This window comes from Proteus vulgaris (genome assembly GCF_011045815.1).
Lineage (GTDB): Bacteria > Pseudomonadota > Gammaproteobacteria > Enterobacterales > Enterobacteriaceae > Proteus > Proteus vulgaris_B.
The window spans coordinates 94,058-112,101 of sequence record NZ_CP047346.1 but is presented as its reverse complement, the minus strand read 5'-3'; the positions used below and the strand labels follow the sequence as shown (position 1 = coordinate 112,101).

The window sequence follows — 18,044 nt, the reverse complement described above, 5'->3', positions numbered from 1 at the left end:
TTGTATGTTGGCATATTTGGTTATGATTCTTTCTTTCTAAGAACAGGAGTTTCATGTGATGCTTGATAGCTATATTGGTTCATTGCTGAAGTACCTCCACCAGCTTGACTCTCTTTTTCGAGATACAAAGGTAATTTCAGCCCTTACCTGTGTCATTCCACCGGTAGAAAATGGTTGTGATGATATCGGTAAATGCATTGAGCCGGTTGTGAATTGGGGTTCTCATGCCTATACATCGGTTATCTCATGTTGGCAGGACTTATACATTTCTCCGTTGTACTCACAAAAGTTTGCGAGGCGAACAGCCGGATATGTACAGTTATCAACTGCGGCTATGGAACTTGCTGATCATCTAATCAAAATCAATACCGTAAAAAACAATATCAGAAGCTCGGTTGTCGCACTGCCGAAATCTGAGCGTTTCAGAATTTTGCGTAAACATCTGAGTAACGTAATGACACTGCATTTGTACCGGAACATTCCTGTATTTAACTCTGACGATGTGATCACTCATGCTTCATATACGTGGGGCTTAAAAGGACTCATGCAGAAAACAGACCCTGTTAAGCTTTATCAGCTCATAGCTGACATAGCAAAAGGCAACGCTGAGTTACAGGACTTAATGGATAAAATCCAAGAGTGCCCTGCTAATAGGCTCAGAATAAAGCGTAGCGTTACGCCGCAGCCGATCTGCAACCTAACCTTTGCCAGTGGGAAAAAACGCTGCATAAACGCTCCTGTGCCGTTTTTGATAGTGCAGGATCAGGATTTTAAAGTAAGTCCCCTGCCATTGTTTACTGCTGAAGCAGACAGACAGGAGCGTTCTGACAAACACAAAACGACTCTCCTTGGCGTGTTTAGGGGGCAACAGATAATTAAGTTGGAAAAATGATGAAGAAAAAAACACAACGGGAATTCTCAACCGCTCGTTTTTACTCTTGTGCTTCAGTTGCCATGTTTTCGTTGATGGGGTGCGTCTCATTGGAGGAACGTGAAAGAGTTGCGTTTGAACTCGTAACAAATGAACCAAACCAAGAGAATATTCAATCTTATCTGAAGCTGGCTGAAGAACTACAAAGAAAGCAGGTTGATGAAGCCAGACAAGCGGCAGATGCGGCTACGTATGAGCGAGACAAAGAGCTCAATGAATATTTCAAACAGTATGGGAGGACCTATAAAAAATGATGAACAACACAGCGTTGTTACAGCACATAGCCTCTGAATTTATAGCCCATTCAGGAGTTCCTGCGAAACCGGCATTTGATAAAATTAGTGCAGGTGATGAAACATTCATTAATGAACTGTCACCATCGGATCTGCTTGAATTACTCGAAAACCCCCTGCCTATTATCATCAATACTTTGACCGGTGAGCATCATTCCGCAATACATAGCCACAGTGACGATATATTGCCCGACTGTACAAACTATGCATATGGGATAGGGTATGAGTCTGCTACTGCTTTGTTTGTATTGGTAGAGGGGATTGAGAGTTACTATCTCGCGCTTAAAGCAAAAGCATATCTGAAGAACCAAAATTATTTGCCGTTCCTGATAAAATTTAACGGTTTAGACAAACATCCTGACAGCCAAAATCTATACTATTAATCACAGAGAAATCATTATGAAATTAGCCTACCCACGCACCAAAGAAAACTACACCCTTAAAGTATTACGTTTGTATGCCCTTACTGAAATATTTGTAACCCCGCCAGTTGTGACCGGTGATATCTATACCGTAGATCTAGCACTGCTGCATATTATGACCCCTAACAATCACTTTAAAGATGAAAGTAAAATAGCGAGTCTAAAACATTCCTATACACATGGCGAAAAGGTTTCACCACTATTGGGGGTCGTCTCAGAAAACGGAAAATAAAGCACGCTAAGCCGGTGGCAGCGGTCGCAATGGCCTAAACTTCCCCGCACCGACCTTGGCGCTGCTGCGCCATAGGTAATCGCCGGTCAGGTTGATGTGCTCCCACCCCAGCGGCGACAGATATTGCAACAATGTGTCGTCCAGCGCCGTGCCGTTGCCACGCAAAGCACTGGTGGCACGCTCCAGATATACCGTGTTCCACAACACGATGGCCGCCGTCACCAGATTGAGGCCGCTGGCCCGGTAGCGCTGCTGCTCAAAACTGCGGTCGCGGATTTCACCCAATCGGTAGAAGAAGACCGCCCTGGCCAGCGCGTTGCGCGCCTCGCCCTTATTCAGCCCCGCATGGACGCGGCGGCGCAGCTCCACGCTTTGCAGCCAATCCAAAATGAACAGCGTGCGCTCGATGCGCCCCAGCTCGCGCAACGCCACGGCCAAGCCGTTCTGGCGCGGGTAGCTGCCGAGTTTGCGCAGCATCAGCGAAGCCGTTACCGTGCCTTGCTTGATGGAGGTGGCCAGCCGCAGAATTTCATCCCAATGGGCGCGTATTTGCTTGATGTTCAGCCTGTCGCTGCTAATCATCGGCTTGAGCGCGTCATAGGCGGCATCGCCCTTGGGGATGAATAGCTTGGTTTCGCCCAAGTCACGGATACGCGGCGCGAAGCGAAATCCCAGCAAATGCATCAAGCCAAACACGTGATCGGTGAAGCCTGCCGTGTCGGTGTAGTGTTCCTCGATGCGCAAGTCCGACTCGTGGTACAGCAGGCCATCAAGCACGTAAGTTGAATCACGAATGCCCACGTTGACCACCTTGGCACTGAAGGGCGCGTACTGGTCGGAGATATGGGTGTAGAAAGTCCGTCCTGGACTGCTTCCATACTTCGGGTTGATATGACCAGTGCTTTCTGCTTTGCTGCCGGTTCTGAAGTTCTGGCCGTCCGACGATGACGTGGTGCCGTCACCCCAGTTGCCGGCGAAGGGTTGCCGAAACTGCGCATTCACCAGCTCGGCCAGCGCCGTCGAATAGGTTTCATCGCGGATGTGCCAGGCTTGCAGCCAAGACAGCTTGGCGTAGGTGGTGCCAGGGCAGGACTCGGCCATTTTGGTCAGACCCAGGTTGATCGCGTCGGCCAGGATCGTCGTCAACAGCAAGGTTTTGTCCTTGGCCGTGTCGCTGGTCTTCAGGTGTGTGAAGTGGCGGGTGAAGCCCGTCCATTCATCGACCTCCATCAGCAACTCGGTGATTTTGAGGTGCGGCAGCAGCATAGCTGTCTGGTCGATCATGGCTTGCGCGGCGTCTGGTACTGCCGCGTCCAGCGGCGTGATCTTCAGGCCTGACGCGGTGGTGATGATGGCATCCGGTAAGTCGTTGGCCGCAGCCATGCGGTTGACTGTGGCGAGTTGCGCCTCCAACAATTCCAACCGGTCATGCAGGTATTGGTCGCAGTCGGTGGCCACTGCCAGCGGCAATTCGCTGGCCAGCTTCAAAGTGGCGAACTTCTCGACCGGCACCAGGTATTCGTCGAAGTCCTTGAACTGGCGAGAACCCTGCACCCAGACATCACCGGAGCGCAGCGCGTTCTTCAGCTCCGACAGGGCGCATAACTCGTAGTAACGCCGGTCGATGCCGTCGTCGGTCAGAACCAGCTTTGCCCAGCGCGGCTTGATGAATGCGGTTGGCGCATCGGCGGGCACCTTGCGCGCGCTGTCGCTGTTCATGCCGCGCAGCATGTCGATGGCATCGAGCACACCCTTGGCGGCGGGCGCAGCCCGCAATTTGAGCACGCCCAGGAACTGCGGCGCGTAGCGGCGTAGCGTGGCATAGCTTTCACCGATGTGGTGCAGGAAATCAAAGTCGGCAGGCCGCGCCAATGTTTGCGCTTCGGTGACGCTGGCGGCGAAGGTGTCCCAGGGCATAACGGCCTCGATGGCGGCGAACGGATCGCTGCCGCTTTGCTTGGCCTCAATCAACGCTTGACCGATGCGCCCATACATCCGCACCTTGTCGTTGATCGCCTTGCCGGAAGCCTGGAACTGCTGCTGATGCTTGTTCTTGGCCGCGTTGAACAGCTTGCCGATGATGCGATCGTGAAGGTCGATGATTTCATCGGTGACGGTGGCCATGCCTTCGATGGCCAGCGCTACCAGCGTGGCATAGCGTCGTTGCACCTCGAACTTTGCCAGATCAGCAGGCGTCATCTGGCCACCTTCACGAGCGATTTTGAGCAGGCGGTTCTGGTGAACCTGCCGCTCGATGCCTGCGGGCAGATCAAGTGCTTGCCAGGATTTCAGGCGCTCAATATGTTCGAGCATGTGGCGAGAGTTCGGTTTGGCAGGCGACTGGCGCAGCCATGCCAGCCACGTCACTTTACTGCCGTCCTTGCGCTTGAGAAGTTCGTCCAGGCGCTGACGGTGGGGTGATAACAAAGAATCGGTCAGCGCCGCGTAAATGCGTCGGTTGGCACGGGTGATGGCCTCGGCGCTTGCGCGCTCGATGGCATTCATGGCGGGCAGGATAATGCTCTGCCGCCGCAGATTCTCGACAAGTGCGCTCGCCAGCACGATGCCTTTGTCGGTCTGCAAGGCCAGCTCGGTCAATGTATGCACGGCTTGCCGATAGTGGCTCATGGTGAAGGGCTTGAACCCAAAAACCGTTTGCAGCTCGACCAAGTGCTCCCGCCGTGTCTGTTCGCGCTGGCCGTACTCGCTCCAACTTTCCACTGGCATCTTGAGTTGCGCGGCCACCATGCGCAACAGGGGCGGAAACGGAGGCTCATCGACGCCCAAAAAGGTGCCAGGGAATCGCAAGTAGCAAAGCTGCACAGCGAAGCCCAATCGATTCGCGGCGCCGCGACGCTGACGGATCACCGACAGGTCGGTTTCGTTGAACGTGTAGTGCCGTATCAGTTCGTCTTTGGCATCTGGCAGTGCCAGCAGGCTTTCGCGCTCGGTGGCGGACAGGATTGAGCGGCGTGGCATGGTCAGTCTTCCCGCAGGTACTGGTACAAGGTTTCGCGGCTGATGCCGAAGTCACGGGCCACCAAGGTTTTTTGGTCGCCTGCCGCAACTCGCCGTTTCAACTCGGCAATTTGTTCGCTGTTCAGCGATTTCTTTCGTCCCCGGTAGGCACCGCGCTGCTTGGCCAGCACGATTCCCTCGCGCTGACGTTCGCGGATCAGGGCGCGCTCGAACTCAGCGAAGGCTCCCATGACCGACAGCATCAGATTGGCCATCGGTGAGTCCTCGCCGGTGAACTTCAGCCCTTCTTTGACGAACTCCATGCGCACGCCCCGTTGTGTCAGCCCTTGGACGATGCGGCGCAGGTCATCAAGGTTGCGTGCCAGCCTGTCCATGCTATGCACCACCACGGTGTCGCCCTCGCGGACGAAGGCCAGCAGCCTTTCCAGCTCGGGACGCTGGGTGTCCTTGCCAGAAGCCTTGTCGGTGAACACCCGCGCCACCTGAACACCCTCCAATTGCCGTTCCGGGTTCTGGTCGAAGCTGCTGACGCGGACATAGCCGATGCGTTGACCTTGCAAGATGCCTCCAAAGGCAAAAGTGTCAGGATGAAATCTATTACCTTTGACGGAATATGTCAATCAATAGGAAATTTAACTCTATTCTGACATCGTTTGCACATGGTGTCGTTTTCAGAAGACGGCTGCACTGAACGTCAGAAGCCGACTGCACTATAGCAGCGGAGGGGTTGGATCCATCAGGCAACGACGGGCTGCTGCCGGCCATCAGCGGACGCAGGGAGGACTTTCCGCAACCGGCCGTTCGATGCGGCACCGATGGCCTTCGCGCAGGGGTAGTGAATCCGCCAGGATTGACTTGCGCTGCCCTACCTCTCACTAGTGAGGGGCGGCAGCGCATCAAGCGGTGAGCGCACTCCGGCACCGCCAACTTTCAGCACATGCGTGTAAATCATCGTCGTAGAGACGTCGGAATGGCCGAGCAGATCCTGCACGGTTCGAATGTCGTAACCGCTGCGGAGCAAGGCCGTCGCGAACGAGTGGCGGAGGGTGTGCGGTGTGGCGGGCTTCGTGATGCCTGCTTGTTCTACGGCACGTTTGAAGGCGCGCTGAAAGGTCTGGTCATACATGTGATGGCGACGCACGACACCGCTCCGTGGATCGGTCGAATGCGTGTGCTGCGCAAAAACCCAGAACCACGGCCAGGAATGCCCGGCGCGCGGATACTTCCGCTCAAGGGCGTCGGGAAGCGCAACGCCGCTGCGGCCCTCGGCCTGGTCCTTCAGCCACCATGCCCGTGCACGCGACAGCTGCTCGCGCAGGCTGGGTGCCAAGCTCTCGGGTAACATCAAGGCCCGATCCTTGGAGCCCTTGCCCTCCCGCACGATGATCGTGCCGTGATCGAAATCCAGATCCTTGACCCGCAGTTGCAAACCCTCACTGATCCGCATGCCCGTTCCATACAGAAGCTGGGCGAACAAACGATGCTCGCCTTCCAGAAAACCGAGGATGCGAACCACTTCATCCGGGGTCAGCACCACCGGCAAGCGCCGCGACGGCCGAGGTCTTCCGATCTCCTGAAGCCAGGGCAGATCCGTGCACAGCACCTTGCCGTAGAAGAACAGCAAGGCCGCCAATGCCTGACGATGCGTGGAGACCGAAACCTTGCGCTCGTTCGCCAGCCAGGACAGAAATGCCTCGACTTCGCTGCTGCCCAAGGTTGCCGGGTGACGCACACCGTGGAAACGGATGAAGGCACGAACCCAGTTGACATAAGCCTGTTCGGTTCGTAAACTGTAATGCAAGTAGCGTATGCGCTCACGCAACTGGTCCAGAACCTTGACCGAACGCAGCGGTGGTAACGGCGCAGTGGCGGTTTTCATGGCTTGTTATGACTGTTTTTTTGTACAGTCTATGCCTCGGGCATCCAAGCAGCAAGCGCGTTACGCCGTGGGTCGATGTTTGATGTTATGGAGCAGCAACGATGTTACGCAGCAGGGCAGTCGCCCTAAAACAAAGTTAGCCATATGAACTCGGAATCAGTACGCATTTATCTCGTTGCTGCGATGGGAGCCAATCGGGTTATTGGCAATGGTCCTAATATCCCCTGGAAAATTCCGGGTGAGCAGAAGATTTTTCGCAGACTCACTGAGGGAAAAGTCGTTGTCATGGGGCGAAAGACCTTTGAGTCTATCGGCAAGCCTCTACCGAACCGTCACACATTGGTAATCTCACGCCAAGCTAACTACCGCGCCACTGGCTGCGTAGTTGTTTCAACGCTGTCGCACGCTATCGCTTTGGCATCCGAACTCGGCAATGAACTCTACGTCGCGGGCGGAGCTGAGATATACACTCTGGCACTACCTCACGCCCACGGCGTGTTTCTATCTGAGGTACATCAAACCTTCGAGGGTGACGCCTTCTTCCCAATGCTCAACGAAACAGAATTCGAGCTTGTCTCAACCGAAACCATTCAAGCTGTAATTCCGTACACCCACTCCGTTTATGCGCGTCGAAACGGCTAACCATTCCGTCAACGGGACGCCAAAATGCTGCGCATTTTGGTTCCCTCCGCTGCGCTCCGGCTCTCGTTACGTCCAACGTTAGCACCACTGAAACCCAGCTTTATTTAGCTCATGTTTATTCAAACGGCATTTAGCTTTTCAGGCGTTATTCAGTGCCTGTTTTGCCTTTTTTCCGGGCTTCGCCTGCATGGGCTGCGCAGGTTTTCAGTCTTTTTGGCCTCTAGCCCTTGCGTAGCAAGCGCAAGCAGCTATCGTTTTTGCAGTGCTGTGCCGCCTCGGTGGCGCAGCGTTTTTTCACGGTTAGCGCCCGTCGCCAAATTCAAGTTATCCGTTTTGGCTTCTGGTTCTAACATTTCGGTCAAGCCGACCCGCATTCTGCGGTCGGCTTACCTCGCCCGTTAGACATCATGAGGGAAGCGGTGACCATCGAAATTTCGAACCAACTATCAGAGGTGCTAAGCGTCATTGAGCGCCATCTGGAATCAACGTTGCTGGCCGTGCATTTGTACGGCTCCGCAGTGGATGGCGGCCTGAAGCCATACAGCGATATTGATTTGTTGGTTACTGTGGCCGTAAAGCTTGATGAAACGACGCGGCGAGCATTGCTCAATGATCTTATGGAGGCTTCGGCTTTCCCTGGCGAGAGCGAGACGCTCCGCGCTATAGAAGTCACCCTTGTCGTGCATGACGACATCATCCCGTGGCGTTATCCGGCTAAGCGCGAGCTGCAATTTGGAGAATGGCAGCGCAATGACATTCTTGCGGGTATCTTCGAGCCAGCCATGATCGACATTGATCTAGCTATCCTGCTTACAAAAGCAAGAGAACATAGCGTTGCCTTGGTAGGTCCGGCAGCGGAGGAATTCTTTGACCCGGTTCCTGAACAGGATCTATTCGAGGCGCTGAGGGAAACCTTGAAGCTATGGAACTCGCAGCCCGACTGGGCCGGCGATGAGCGAAATGTAGTGCTTACGTTGTCCCGCATTTGGTACAGCGCAATAACCGGCAAAATCGCGCCGAAGGATGTCGCTGCCGACTGGGCAATAAAACGCCTACCTGCCCAGTATCAGCCCGTCTTACTTGAAGCTAAGCAAGCTTATCTGGGACAAAAAGAAGATCACTTGGCCTCACGCGCAGATCACTTGGAAGAATTTATTCGCTTTGTGAAAGGCGAGATCATCAAGTCAGTTGGTAAATGATGTCTAACAATTCGTTCAAGCCGACCGCGCTACGCGCGGCGGCTTAACTCCGGCGTTAGATGCACTAAGCACATAATTGCTCACAGCCAAACTATCAGGTCAAGTCTGCTTTTATTATTTTTAAGCGTGCATAATAAGCCCTACACAAATTGGGTAAAACCGCAAGAACTGTAATTATGAATTTGTCAGAAAACTATCCGTACAAGGAAGTGTATGAAAAATGTCTGGTATAATAAAGATATCATCTTGAAAATCGAGTGTTGCTCTGTGGATAACTTGCAGGGTTTAATAAGTATCTTTACTCAAAAGTTGCAATCAATAATTTATTGAAAAAGATTGAAAGGTGGTGGTAAATAATGTTACAATGTGGGAGTATCAGTTTAAATTCTTCGTGAAATAGTGTTCATGGTTAGGAAATTCGATTAACAGTTTAATGAGTTAATAACGATATGTTTCGTCATCAGAGTCTACTAAAAGGTCTCTATCGTATTTAAACTTAACCTTGCTAACGCGTAACCGCACTATTTTTAACCAAAAACTGAAATGATAGGCACACTGATCCTAGGCTGCGGTTTGTAACCATCGCTTTTTAGCCATTTTATCCCGCCTTTCTGACAGTAAAGTGACCGCGTGTAGGCCTTTTTCGGCACTCATAAACCGCAGTCGGTTTCCGCATAAAATACATTGGTACGGATCCGTGTTTAAAAATCCTTTGGTCAGGGCTGCAAACCCCGGTTTTTCAGGCACGTTAGGATGAATCATGTCCAACGCGTCATACACTTTAGGTAATAAGTGCCCACGTTTGCGATTGGCTAAAAAACCGTAATAGCGGATCATTTTAAAATGGCGAGCTGGGATATGACTGACATAACGTCTTATCATTTCTTCTTGGGATAAAATTTGTCGCCGATGTTGCTGGCTGTGGTGATCATAATAATGATGGAGCACGGTGCCGCCGCTGTAGTGTTTCAATTGAGAGGCCGAGATAGGCGGACGTTTTAAGTAACGCCCTAGATATTTGACGTTGTGCCACGCGCCTCGGGTTTTCTTAGCAAAATGGAGTTTCCAATAACGTTGAAACTGGGCATTGAGGTAACGACACCACGTTGGGTAATCGCGAATATGCCCGAAACCAGGCAATTTATTCGGTTGTAACTGAACATAGTTGTCTCGAAGGAGCCGAATAACGGCACTGCGCCAGACTTTTTCGACGTCTTTCTTTTTAAAGAAAATCGGCTTCCAGGTGTCGTATTTGGTGAGACCGCCTCGGGTGACGGATAAATGAATGTGGGGATGTTGATTGAGTTGGCGACCATAGGTGTGCAGTGCACAAAAAATGCCAATGTCGAGTCCAAGGCGTCTAGCGTATTTGAGCATAGCACGGGTGGCACAGCGAAAGAGTTGGTTGAGCAAGGCCCAGTTGTTATTGAAAAAAGGCCAAAGCAAGTGCGGCATCGTGAGAGTGATATGTTGCCATTCGCAATCTGGCAAAATATGCCGTTGTTGGGCGATCCACTGTTCGGTGCCTTTGAGCCCACACGCACTGCAAGCTTTGGATTTACAGGTTTGACAAAAGAAGCGCGAATGCGTGCATTCAGGAGAAGAACAGCAATAACGTCGAACGCCCATCGCGCAGGTGCTACAGGCGAGCATCTTTTCAACACAGAGGAGTTGCCATTCATCGACAGGGTTGTTATCAATGAAGCGGTTCCATCCGTCGTCATATTGAAATAGCAGTTTAGTGGGTCTGGGAATATACATGAAGCAGAGTATAAAAGACGAGAAGAGAGTTGCCTAGAAATAGAGCGGCTTTGCCGCGATGCTCACGCCAAAGGCGTGCTTATGTTCTTTTAAGCTAATAAAAAATGCACGTGGAATTTAGGTCAAAGAAAAGTAAAGAAAAATTTATTTATGGAGGTAAAAAAGGATGAGTCAAGTTGTTGATTTTTTAAATGAAGCAAAAACTTATTATTTTGCAACCGTTGAAGGAGACCAGCCAAGGGTCAGACCGTTTAATGCAGCCATGGAGAGGAATGGCAAGGTCTATCTTGGTACAACCAATCAGAAAAAAGTTTATCAGCAGTTATTGGCAAATTCAAAGGTGGAAGTCTCAGGTATGGCAAAAGGAAAATGGATTCGGCTCACCGGCGAAGCCGTAATTGATGATACCGTGGAAGCAAGGGAAGCAATGCTTGAAGCAAATCCGCCTTTGAGAGATATGTATAGCGCTGATGATGGGAAATTCACCGTATTTTATTTGAAAAACATGCAGGCAGTTTTATATTCCTTTACAGGAGATCCGGAGATATTAGATAATTAATCAAAACATGCAGCCCAAGTGTAGAATGAACTGACCCCCATAAGTTAGACCAAAAATCTAACTTATGGGAGGTCATTTTTTATGGCAAAATACAGTTATGAATTTAAGTTACAAGTTGTTCAAGCATATTTAGATTTTTATTTTGTCCGTTTTGTCTAGCTTACCGAAAGCCAGACTCAGCAAGAATAAAATTTTTATTGTCTTTCGGTTTTCTAGTGTAACGGACAAAACCACTCAAAATAAAAAAGATACAAGAGAGGTCTCTCGTATCTTTTATTCAGCAATCGCGCCCGATTGCTGAACAGATTAATAATAGATTTTAGCTTTTTATTTGTTGAAAAAAGCTAATCAAATTGTTGTCGGGATCAATTACTGCAAAGTCTCGTTCATCCCACCACTGATCTTTTAATGATGTATTGGGGTGCAAAATGCCCAAAGGCTTAATATGTTGATATAATTCATCAATTCCCTCTACTTCAATGCGGCAACTAGCAGTACCAGCAATAAACGACTCCGCACCTGTACAAACCGGTGAATCATTACTACGAGAGCGCCAGCCTTCATCACTTGCCTCCCATAGATGAATCCGAACCTCATTACACATTAGAACTGCGAATCCATCTTCATGGTGAACCAAAGTGAAACCTAGTTTATCGCAATAAAAACCTATACTCTTTTTAATATCCCCGACTGGCAATGCCGGGATAGACTATTATTCTCCCCGGAGCCACTACGCTGACCCGGTTGATTTCAGAGGTAAGGGAAAAGGCGACGTTGCGCCTGTGGAACAAACTGGCACTGATACCGTCAGCCGAACAGCGTTCACAGCTGGAGATGCTGCTGGGGCGGCACTGTTGCAAAGTTAGCGATGAGGCAGCCTTTTGTCTTATTCAAAGGCCTTACATTTCAAAAACTCTGCTTACCAGGCGCATTTCGCCCAGGGGATCACCATAATAAAATGCTGAGGCCTGGCCTTTGCGTAGTGCACGCATCACCTCAATACCTTTGATGGTGGCGTAAGCCGTCTTCATGGATTTAAATCCCAGCGTGGCGTTGATTATCCGTTTCAGTTTGCCATGATCGCATTCAATCACGTTGTTCCGGTACTTAATCTGTCGGTGTTCAACGTCAGACGGGCACCGGCCTTCGCGTTTGAGCAGAGCAAGCGCGCGACCATAGGCGGGCGCTTTATCCGTGTTGATGAATCGTGGGATCTGCCACTTCTTCACGTTGTTGAGGATTTTACCCAGAAACCGGTATGCAGCTTTGCTGTTACGACGGGAGGAGAGATAAAAATCGACAGTGCGGCCCCGGCTGTCGACGGCCCGGTACAGATACGCCCAGCGGCCATTGACCTTCACGTAGGTTTCATCCATGTGCCACGGGCAAAGATCGGAAGGGTTACGCCAGTACCAGCGCAGCCGTTTTTCCATTTCAGGCGCATAACGCTGAACCCAGCGGTAAATCGTGGAGTGATCGACATTCACTCCGCGTTCAGCCAGCATCTCCTGCAGCTCACGGTAACTGATGCCGTATTTGCAGTACCAGCGTACGGCCCACAGAATGATGTCACGCTGAAAATGCCGGCCTTTGAATGGGTTCATGTGCAGCTCCATCAGCAAAAGGGGATGATAAGTTTATCACCACCGACTATTTGCAACAGTGCCCTTTAGCTTTCCATTTTCTATAAACCTCTTTGAATTCATCTGAAACAACAACAGGGGACCGGCCAAATTGTATGCCATTTTGCAGCGCCAAGTCGATTCCTTCACGCTGCCTTTTCCGAATGCGCTCCCGTTCCTCTTCAGCCATCCACGAAAGAATCTGCAAAACCAAATCAGCAATAAAGGTTCCCATGCTGTCTTTGTATTGAGTCGTGTCCAATAATGGCATATCCAGCACCACAATATCCGCTTCAATATTTTTCGTTAGGTCATTCCACTCCTGGAGAATCTCTTCTTTGTTCCGGCCAAACCGATCCAGTGAGTGGATATATAAAATGTCGCCTTTTCGAATAATCCGTTTCAATAGTTGATAATTCGCCCGTTCAAAATTCTTTCCACTCTGCTTGTCCAAATAAATGTCCCGTTCAGTGATGCCGATTTTTCTCATGGCTTCCAATTGACGGCCTTCGTTTTGATCTTTGCTGCTGACACGTATGTAGCCAAATTTGCGATTTTCCATAATTCACCTCTAAGAACGATTCTTCCCCTTAATTATACCTGAAAAGCGTTCGTAAAAGTGTGTGCGATTTCGCGAACGTTCGTAAAGTGTTTTGATACGTTTACGAACGCTTTTTTCGGACCTTTTTAGCCTTTTTCAAAGCGTTCGTAAAAGTGTACTTTTACGAACGCTAATAAAGTGAGAAATCAAATGATATTAAAAGGTTTTCAAAAAGTTGAAGAAGAACTTAGCAAGAGGGTTTCAGATTATATAATTGAGGAGGGTTTTATGAAGCTGAACGCATTCCCGAATACTTTCAAGTTGTTCTCTAGAGAGACTACATAAATTAACTGCCAAAGACTACATTTTTAGAATGCCATAAACATCTTCAAGTATATATTTCATTAACTTACATTTGTATTTAGGGAGAATAAAAAATCCTCCTAATTATTATTGGAAGGATTATCTATTCATTTATACTAAATAAGAGTTTTTTGTCATTCGACAAACAAAACATCTAGTTAAACTGATTTAAAAAAAATGGATGACTAATCCTATATCTTAGTACTTTGAAACTTATTCATTTCAAATTAGAAGAATACAGATTAGTTAATTATCTTCCACCCAGTAGTCCATTCATATTTGAAGAAAATACTAGCATAATTGAGTTATCAAAATAATATTAATTGCATTAATATTATTTAAAAATTCACCTTATTATATCAGCTATATACCTTGTTCAATACTATTGGCTATTTTGATAATTACCATATAATTGACCACAAGCAGCGTCAATATCAATCCCAAATTGACTTCTAATTGTGACATGGATACCAGCAGACTTCAAAACTTTGTAAAAGGCTTCTACCTGCCCTTCGTTTGCTTCTCCATACATCTCAGGTACACTTATTGTAGGATTGTATCGTATCAAATTTACATGATATAACTTCCCTGATTTATAGCGACTTTTAAGAAGGCTAACAACTTCGTTTGCATGCTCAAGAGAATCATTTACACCAGGCAACATGATATAAGCTATATATACTTTCCTTGAAGTTAATCTTATATGTTCATCGAGTATATTCATTACCTCATCTATTGGGTATCTATCATTTATTGGCATCAATTTGCTGCGTTCCTCACTATAAGGTGAGTGTAATGAAAATGTAAGATTTACTTGAGGATATTCCTGGGTTATTTTTTTGATACTAGGTATAATACCAATCGTTGATATAGAAAGTCTACGAGGACTTAATGCAAATAAATTAGGATCCGTAAACGAATCAAGAGCATCAAATACTTTACGGTTGGCTAGAGCTTCACCCATTCCCATAAAAGAAATGCTATCAATTTGATGACCTAATAAATGGAAGTATAAAACTTGATCTGTTATCTCATCTACAGTTAGGTTTTTTTTCAATCCAATGTCGCCTGTAGCACAAAATTTACACCCAAAATTACATCCGCATTGTGATGATATACAAAATGACTCCCAACCTGCTTTATACTTCATGTTTACCGTTTCTACTCTCTCATTCTTTGATACTTCAAAAAGCACTTTCGTAACTTGCTCTGAATTTTGCTCTGCTAAGAGCTTGATATTCAAAACTGTTTCTCCAAAATTATTTATTAAATCCTCCCTAAGTAATTTTGGAAGAACCTTCATATCCTCAAATCGACTAATTCTTTGTTTAAAAATCGCATTGGTTATTTGTTTTATTCTATAATCAGGCTCATTATTACTTCTTAAAAATTCCTGTATTTTACCATACTTTGTTTTATTATTAAAATTCATTTCTTTCATCCTTTCACAATTTGTCTACAGATTAATAATTATTCTTTATTATACAGATCTCCATATAATTTTTGAATTTGGTTTTTTCTTTTTTATTTATCCCATTACCAACTTTTTTTTCCATTTCCTTTTTTTCAAATTCTAGTTTTAATGCTTCTATTTTTCTATTAGAAATCAAAGTTAATTGTTGTTGTTGATCTAAAAGTTTTTCTAAATTTGCTCTTGATTTATTCGCTTCTTCTAACTGCTCTTCTAGTACCTTTATCAGTTTATCTTTGCTTGTTTCTTCTGCTGTACGGTGCTGTTCATTCGTTGTACACTTGCTGTACACTCTTTATTGTCAATTCGTACATCAAATTCTTCTGCTAATTTCAAAAAAGCTTGGTGATTATACTCCAGAGGTTCATTTTCATAAGTTCTTGTATCTTCATTAATAGCTTTAATTTCAAGCTTTTCAAGTCTTCTTCTTACTTTTTGTCTTGGTTGATTTAATTCATCACATAAGTTTTTTATTGTATAAATTTTCTCCTTCATATGCCACCTCACTTATAAATCATTGTATCATAACGCTGTACAGATTGCTGTACGTTTCGTTGTACACTTTAGTACGGTGCTGTACACTTTAATTTAGATACTTATATACTGTTGTACGACTGATTCCTAAATTTCTAGCTATTTCTGTTGGAGAATGCTCAGGATTATCTTCTAAATATTCCCTAACAAGACTCTCTTTTGAAGGTCTACCTACTTCTACTTCTCCCATCTCTTTAAGTAATTCTAATTGTCCTCTTGCAAGTTTTAAATGTTGATCTTGTTTTCTATAATTTCTTTTGTTTTTTTCAATAGGGATATCTGTTAATTTTACAATGTCATCAATGGTAAAATTATAATATTGTCTGTCATAGGTTTCTAAAGCTGATTTAATATCATCTTCTTCTAAAGGATTAGAATGTTCTATTTCCTTTAATTCATCAAAAATTTTATACATATCTTCTCGAACTTCATTTTTTGGAATATTACACTTTACAGCATAAATTGCCATACACATCAAATAAAAATAACGATGTCCACCTTTAACTTTATAAGACTGTCTTAACCACCAATCATAAAGATCTCTCTTTATATCCCATCTTTTAGCTCTCTTATCTCCTTGAACAATTACTCTCTCATACCACTCAGGAAACTTCTCTTCTGCTTCTTCTAAACTATATTGAGTTGGTCTAAATCGCTTATTTATATCTACTCTATTTTTTTCTTCATCTGCATAAGAATTAATATAATCTAAAGGGCACTGTTGCAAAGTTAGCGATGAGGCAGCCTTTTGTCTTATTCAAAGGCCTTACATTTCAAAAACTCTGCTTACCAGGCGCATTTCGCCCAGGGGATCACCATAATAAAATGCTGAGGCCTGGCCTTTGCGTAGTGCACGCATCACCTCAATACCTTTGATGGTGGCGTAAGCCGTCTTCATGGATTTAAATCCCAGCGTGGCGTTGATTATCCGTTTCAGTTTGCCATGATCGCATTCAATCACGTTGTTCCGGTACTTAATCTGTCGGTGTTCAACGTCAGACGGGCACCGGCCTTCGCGTTTGAGCAGAGCAAGCGCGCGACCATAGGCGGGCGCTTTATCCGTGTTGATGAATCGTGGGATCTGCCACTTCTTCACGTTGTTGAGGATTTTACCCAGAAACCGGTATGCAGCTTTGCTGTTACGACGGGAGGAGAGATAAAAATCGACAGTGCGGCCCCGGCTGTCGACGGCCCGGTACAGATACGCCCAGCGGCCATTGACCTTCACGTAGGTTTCATCCATGTGCCACGGGCAAAGATCGGAAGGGTTACGCCAGTACCAGCGCAGCCGTTTTTCCATTTCAGGCGCATAACGCTGAACCCAGCGGTAAATCGTGGAGTGATCGACATTCACTCCGCGTTCAGCCAGCATCTCCTGCAGCTCACGGTAACTGATGCCGTATTTGCAGTACCAGCGTACGGCCCACAGAATGATGTCACGCTGAAAATGCCGGCCTTTGAATGGGTTCATGTGCAGCTCCATCAGCAAAAGGGGATGATAAGTTTATCACCACCGACTATTTGCAACAGTGCCCTCTGATGTTACATTGCACAAGATAAAAATATATCATCATGAACAATAAAACTGTCTGCTTACATAAACAGTAATACAAGGGGTGTTATGAGCCATATTCAACGGGAAACGTCTTGCTCGAGGCCGCGATTAAATTCCAACATGGATGCTGATTTATATGGGTATAAATGGGCTCGCGATAATGTCGGGCAATCAGGTGCGACAATCTATCGATTGTATGGGAAGCCCGATGCGCCAGAGTTGTTTCTGAAACATGGCAAAGGTAGCGTTGCCAATGATGTTACAGATGAGATGGTCAGACTAAACTGGCTGACGGAATTTATGCCTCTTCCGACCATCAAGCATTTTATCCGTACTCCTGATGATGCATGGTTACTCACCACTGCGATCCCCGGGAAAACAGCATTCCAGGTATTAGAAGAATATCCTGATTCAGGTGAAAATATTGTTGATGCGCTGGCAGTGTTCCTGCGCCGGTTGCATTCGATTCCTGTTTGTAATTGTCCTTTTAACAGCGATCGCGTATTTCGTCTCGCTCAGGCGCAATCACGAATGAATAACGGTTTGGTTGATGCGAGTGATTTTGATGACGAGCGTAATGGCTGGCCTGTTGAACAAGTCTGGAAAGAAATGCATAAGCTTTTGCCATTCTCACCGGATTCAGTCGTCACTCATGGTGATTTCTCACTTGATAACCTTATTTTTGACGAGGGGAAATTAATAGGTTGTATTGATGTTGGACGAGTCGGAATCGCAGACCGATACCAGGATCTTGCCATCCTATGGAACTGCCTCGGTGAGTTTTCTCCTTCATTACAGAAACGGCTTTTTCAAAAATATGGTATTGATAATCCTGATATGAATAAATTGCAGTTTCATTTGATGCTCGATGAGTTTTTCTAATCAGAATTGGTTAATTGGTTGTAACACTGGCAGAGCATTACGCTGACTTGACGGGACGGCGCTTCCCTACCCTCATGGCCGCCTCCCAGGAATCGACCCAGGTGCTTATCGTGGACATAATCCTTTACTCATAAATTGGCACTGTTGCAAAGTTAGCGATGAGGCAGCCTTTTGTCTTA

Annotated in this window: 20 protein-coding genes and 2 pseudogenes; 10 read left to right on the top strand and 12 right to left on the bottom strand. The window is 46.9% G+C overall.

Annotated elements, in window-relative coordinates; translation table 11 throughout:
- The first annotated feature begins 58 nt into the window (after positions 1 to 58).
- From GTH24_RS21880 to GTH24_RS21865, 4 genes are read left to right on the top strand one after another with little or no spacing between them, the layout of a single operon-like run.
- Positions 59 to 892: a DNA replication terminus site-binding protein gene (locus tag GTH24_RS21880; protein ID WP_109910873.1), complete on the top strand. Its 834-nt coding sequence runs from the start codon at positions 59 to 61 to the stop codon at positions 890 to 892.
- Positions 892 to 1,185 (top strand): hypothetical protein, encoded by a 294-nt coding sequence (locus GTH24_RS21875; protein WP_109910874.1) that lies wholly within the window; start codon positions 892 to 894, stop codon positions 1,183 to 1,185. Before GTH24_RS21880 ends, GTH24_RS21875 begins: the two co-directional genes overlap by 1 nt.
- Positions 1,182 to 1,607: a hypothetical protein gene (locus tag GTH24_RS21870; protein WP_109910875.1), complete on the top strand. Its 426-nt coding sequence runs from the start codon at positions 1,182 to 1,184 to the stop codon at positions 1,605 to 1,607. Before GTH24_RS21875 ends, GTH24_RS21870 begins: the two co-directional genes overlap by 4 nt.
- Positions 1,608 to 1,623: 16 nt before the next feature.
- A complete protein-coding gene (locus GTH24_RS21865; RefSeq protein ID WP_109910876.1) occupies positions 1,624 to 1,878 on the top strand; it encodes a hypothetical protein in 255 nt (84 codons plus the stop codon).
- A 6-nt stretch (positions 1,879 to 1,884) separates the two neighbouring features.
- Here the strand turns inward: GTH24_RS21865 and GTH24_RS21860 are convergent, their stop codons facing one another.
- From GTH24_RS21860 to intI1, 3 genes are all read right to left on the bottom strand, one after another.
- Positions 1,885 to 4,857, bottom strand: a complete 2,973-nt coding sequence (locus tag GTH24_RS21860; protein WP_001138073.1) for a Tn3 family transposase — start codon at positions 4,855 to 4,857, stop codon at positions 1,885 to 1,887.
- A gap of 2 nt (positions 4,858 to 4,859) precedes the next feature.
- Positions 4,860 to 5,417: a recombinase family protein gene (locus tag GTH24_RS21855; RefSeq protein ID WP_001162012.1), complete on the bottom strand. Its 558-nt coding sequence runs from the start codon at positions 5,415 to 5,417 to the stop codon at positions 4,860 to 4,862.
- Positions 5,418 to 5,722: 305 nt separating this feature from the next.
- Positions 5,723 to 6,736 (bottom strand): class 1 integron integrase IntI1, encoded by a 1,014-nt coding sequence (gene intI1 / locus GTH24_RS21850; protein ID WP_000845054.1) that lies wholly within the window; start codon positions 6,734 to 6,736, stop codon positions 5,723 to 5,725.
- 144 nt (positions 6,737 to 6,880) lie between these two features.
- On the opposite strand from intI1, the gene dfrA12 reads away from it, so the two are divergent.
- The 4 genes and pseudogenes from dfrA12 to GTH24_RS22300 all read left to right on the top strand — a co-directional run.
- Entirely contained in the window at positions 6,881 to 7,378 is a 498-nt protein-coding gene (dfrA12, locus tag GTH24_RS21845) for a trimethoprim-resistant dihydrofolate reductase DfrA12 (protein WP_001083725.1), read from the top strand.
- A gap of 111 nt (positions 7,379 to 7,489) precedes the next feature.
- Entirely contained in the window at positions 7,490 to 7,780 is a 291-nt protein-coding gene (locus GTH24_RS21840) for a DUF1010 domain-containing protein (RefSeq protein ID WP_001336345.1), read from the top strand.
- 5 nt (positions 7,781 to 7,785) lie between these two features.
- Positions 7,786 to 8,624: pseudogene (locus GTH24_RS21835) on the top strand (AadA family aminoglycoside 3''-O-nucleotidyltransferase).
- Between the two features lie 99 nt (positions 8,625 to 8,723).
- Positions 8,724 to 8,810: pseudogene (locus tag GTH24_RS22300) on the top strand (hypothetical protein); the annotation flags it as partial.
- A 328-nt stretch (positions 8,811 to 9,138) separates the two neighbouring features.
- Here GTH24_RS22300 and GTH24_RS21830 read toward each other — a convergent pair.
- Complete coding sequence (locus GTH24_RS21830) at positions 9,139 to 10,338, bottom strand: IS91 family transposase (RefSeq protein ID WP_015344972.1); 1,200 nt, start codon at positions 10,336 to 10,338, stop codon at positions 9,139 to 9,141.
- A 166-nt stretch (positions 10,339 to 10,504) separates the two neighbouring features.
- Here GTH24_RS21830 and GTH24_RS21825 point away from each other — a divergent pair, with 166 nt between their 5' ends.
- Complete coding sequence (locus GTH24_RS21825; protein WP_004193041.1) at positions 10,505 to 10,897, top strand: pyridoxamine 5'-phosphate oxidase family protein; 393 nt, start codon at positions 10,505 to 10,507, stop codon at positions 10,895 to 10,897.
- Positions 10,898 to 11,216: 319 nt separating this feature from the next.
- On the opposite strand, the gene bleO is transcribed toward GTH24_RS21825, so the two are convergent.
- The 8 genes from bleO to GTH24_RS21785 all read right to left on the bottom strand — a co-directional run bounded on the left by bleO (position 11,217) and on the right by GTH24_RS21785 (position 16,899).
- Complete coding sequence (gene bleO, locus GTH24_RS21820; RefSeq protein WP_063102497.1) at positions 11,217 to 11,603, bottom strand: bleomycin binding protein; 387 nt, start codon at positions 11,601 to 11,603, stop codon at positions 11,217 to 11,219.
- Between the two features lie 193 nt (positions 11,604 to 11,796).
- The gene (locus GTH24_RS21815) at positions 11,797 to 12,501 is read right to left on the bottom strand and encodes an IS6-like element IS26 family transposase (RefSeq protein WP_001067858.1); all 705 of its coding nucleotides are present in this window, start codon (positions 12,499 to 12,501) and stop codon (positions 11,797 to 11,799) included.
- 46 nt (positions 12,502 to 12,547) lie between these two features.
- On the bottom strand, positions 12,548 to 13,081 hold the full coding sequence (locus tag GTH24_RS21810; protein WP_164526969.1) for a recombinase family protein: 534 nt from the start codon (positions 13,079 to 13,081) through the stop codon (positions 12,548 to 12,550).
- A gap of 724 nt (positions 13,082 to 13,805) precedes the next feature.
- The gene (cfr, locus tag GTH24_RS21805; RefSeq protein WP_156734542.1) at positions 13,806 to 14,855 is read right to left on the bottom strand and encodes a 23S rRNA (adenine(2503)-C(8))-methyltransferase Cfr; all 1,050 of its coding nucleotides are present in this window, start codon (positions 14,853 to 14,855) and stop codon (positions 13,806 to 13,808) included.
- Positions 14,856 to 14,886: 31 nt separating this feature from the next.
- Positions 14,887 to 15,186 (bottom strand): DUF536 domain-containing protein, encoded by a 300-nt coding sequence (locus GTH24_RS21800; protein WP_015639707.1) that lies wholly within the window; start codon positions 15,184 to 15,186, stop codon positions 14,887 to 14,889.
- Positions 15,120 to 15,389 carry a hypothetical protein gene (locus tag GTH24_RS21795; RefSeq protein WP_124724886.1) on the bottom strand — a complete coding sequence of 90 codons (270 nt, stop codon included), beginning with the start codon at positions 15,387 to 15,389 and terminating at the stop codon, positions 15,120 to 15,122. Before GTH24_RS21795 ends, GTH24_RS21800 begins: the two co-directional genes overlap by 67 nt.
- A gap of 88 nt (positions 15,390 to 15,477) precedes the next feature.
- A complete protein-coding gene (locus GTH24_RS21790) occupies positions 15,478 to 16,155 on the bottom strand; it encodes a helix-turn-helix domain-containing protein (RefSeq protein ID WP_156734540.1) in 678 nt (225 codons plus the stop codon).
- A gap of 39 nt (positions 16,156 to 16,194) precedes the next feature.
- Entirely contained in the window at positions 16,195 to 16,899 is a 705-nt protein-coding gene (locus GTH24_RS21785) for an IS6-like element IS26 family transposase (RefSeq protein ID WP_001067858.1), read from the bottom strand.
- A gap of 150 nt (positions 16,900 to 17,049) precedes the next feature.
- Here GTH24_RS21785 and GTH24_RS21780 point away from each other — a divergent pair, with 150 nt between their 5' ends.
- The gene (locus GTH24_RS21780; protein WP_000018329.1) at positions 17,050 to 17,865 is read left to right on the top strand and encodes an aminoglycoside O-phosphotransferase APH(3')-Ia; all 816 of its coding nucleotides are present in this window, start codon (positions 17,050 to 17,052) and stop codon (positions 17,863 to 17,865) included.
- The last annotated feature ends 179 nt before the right edge of the window (positions 17,866 to 18,044 follow it).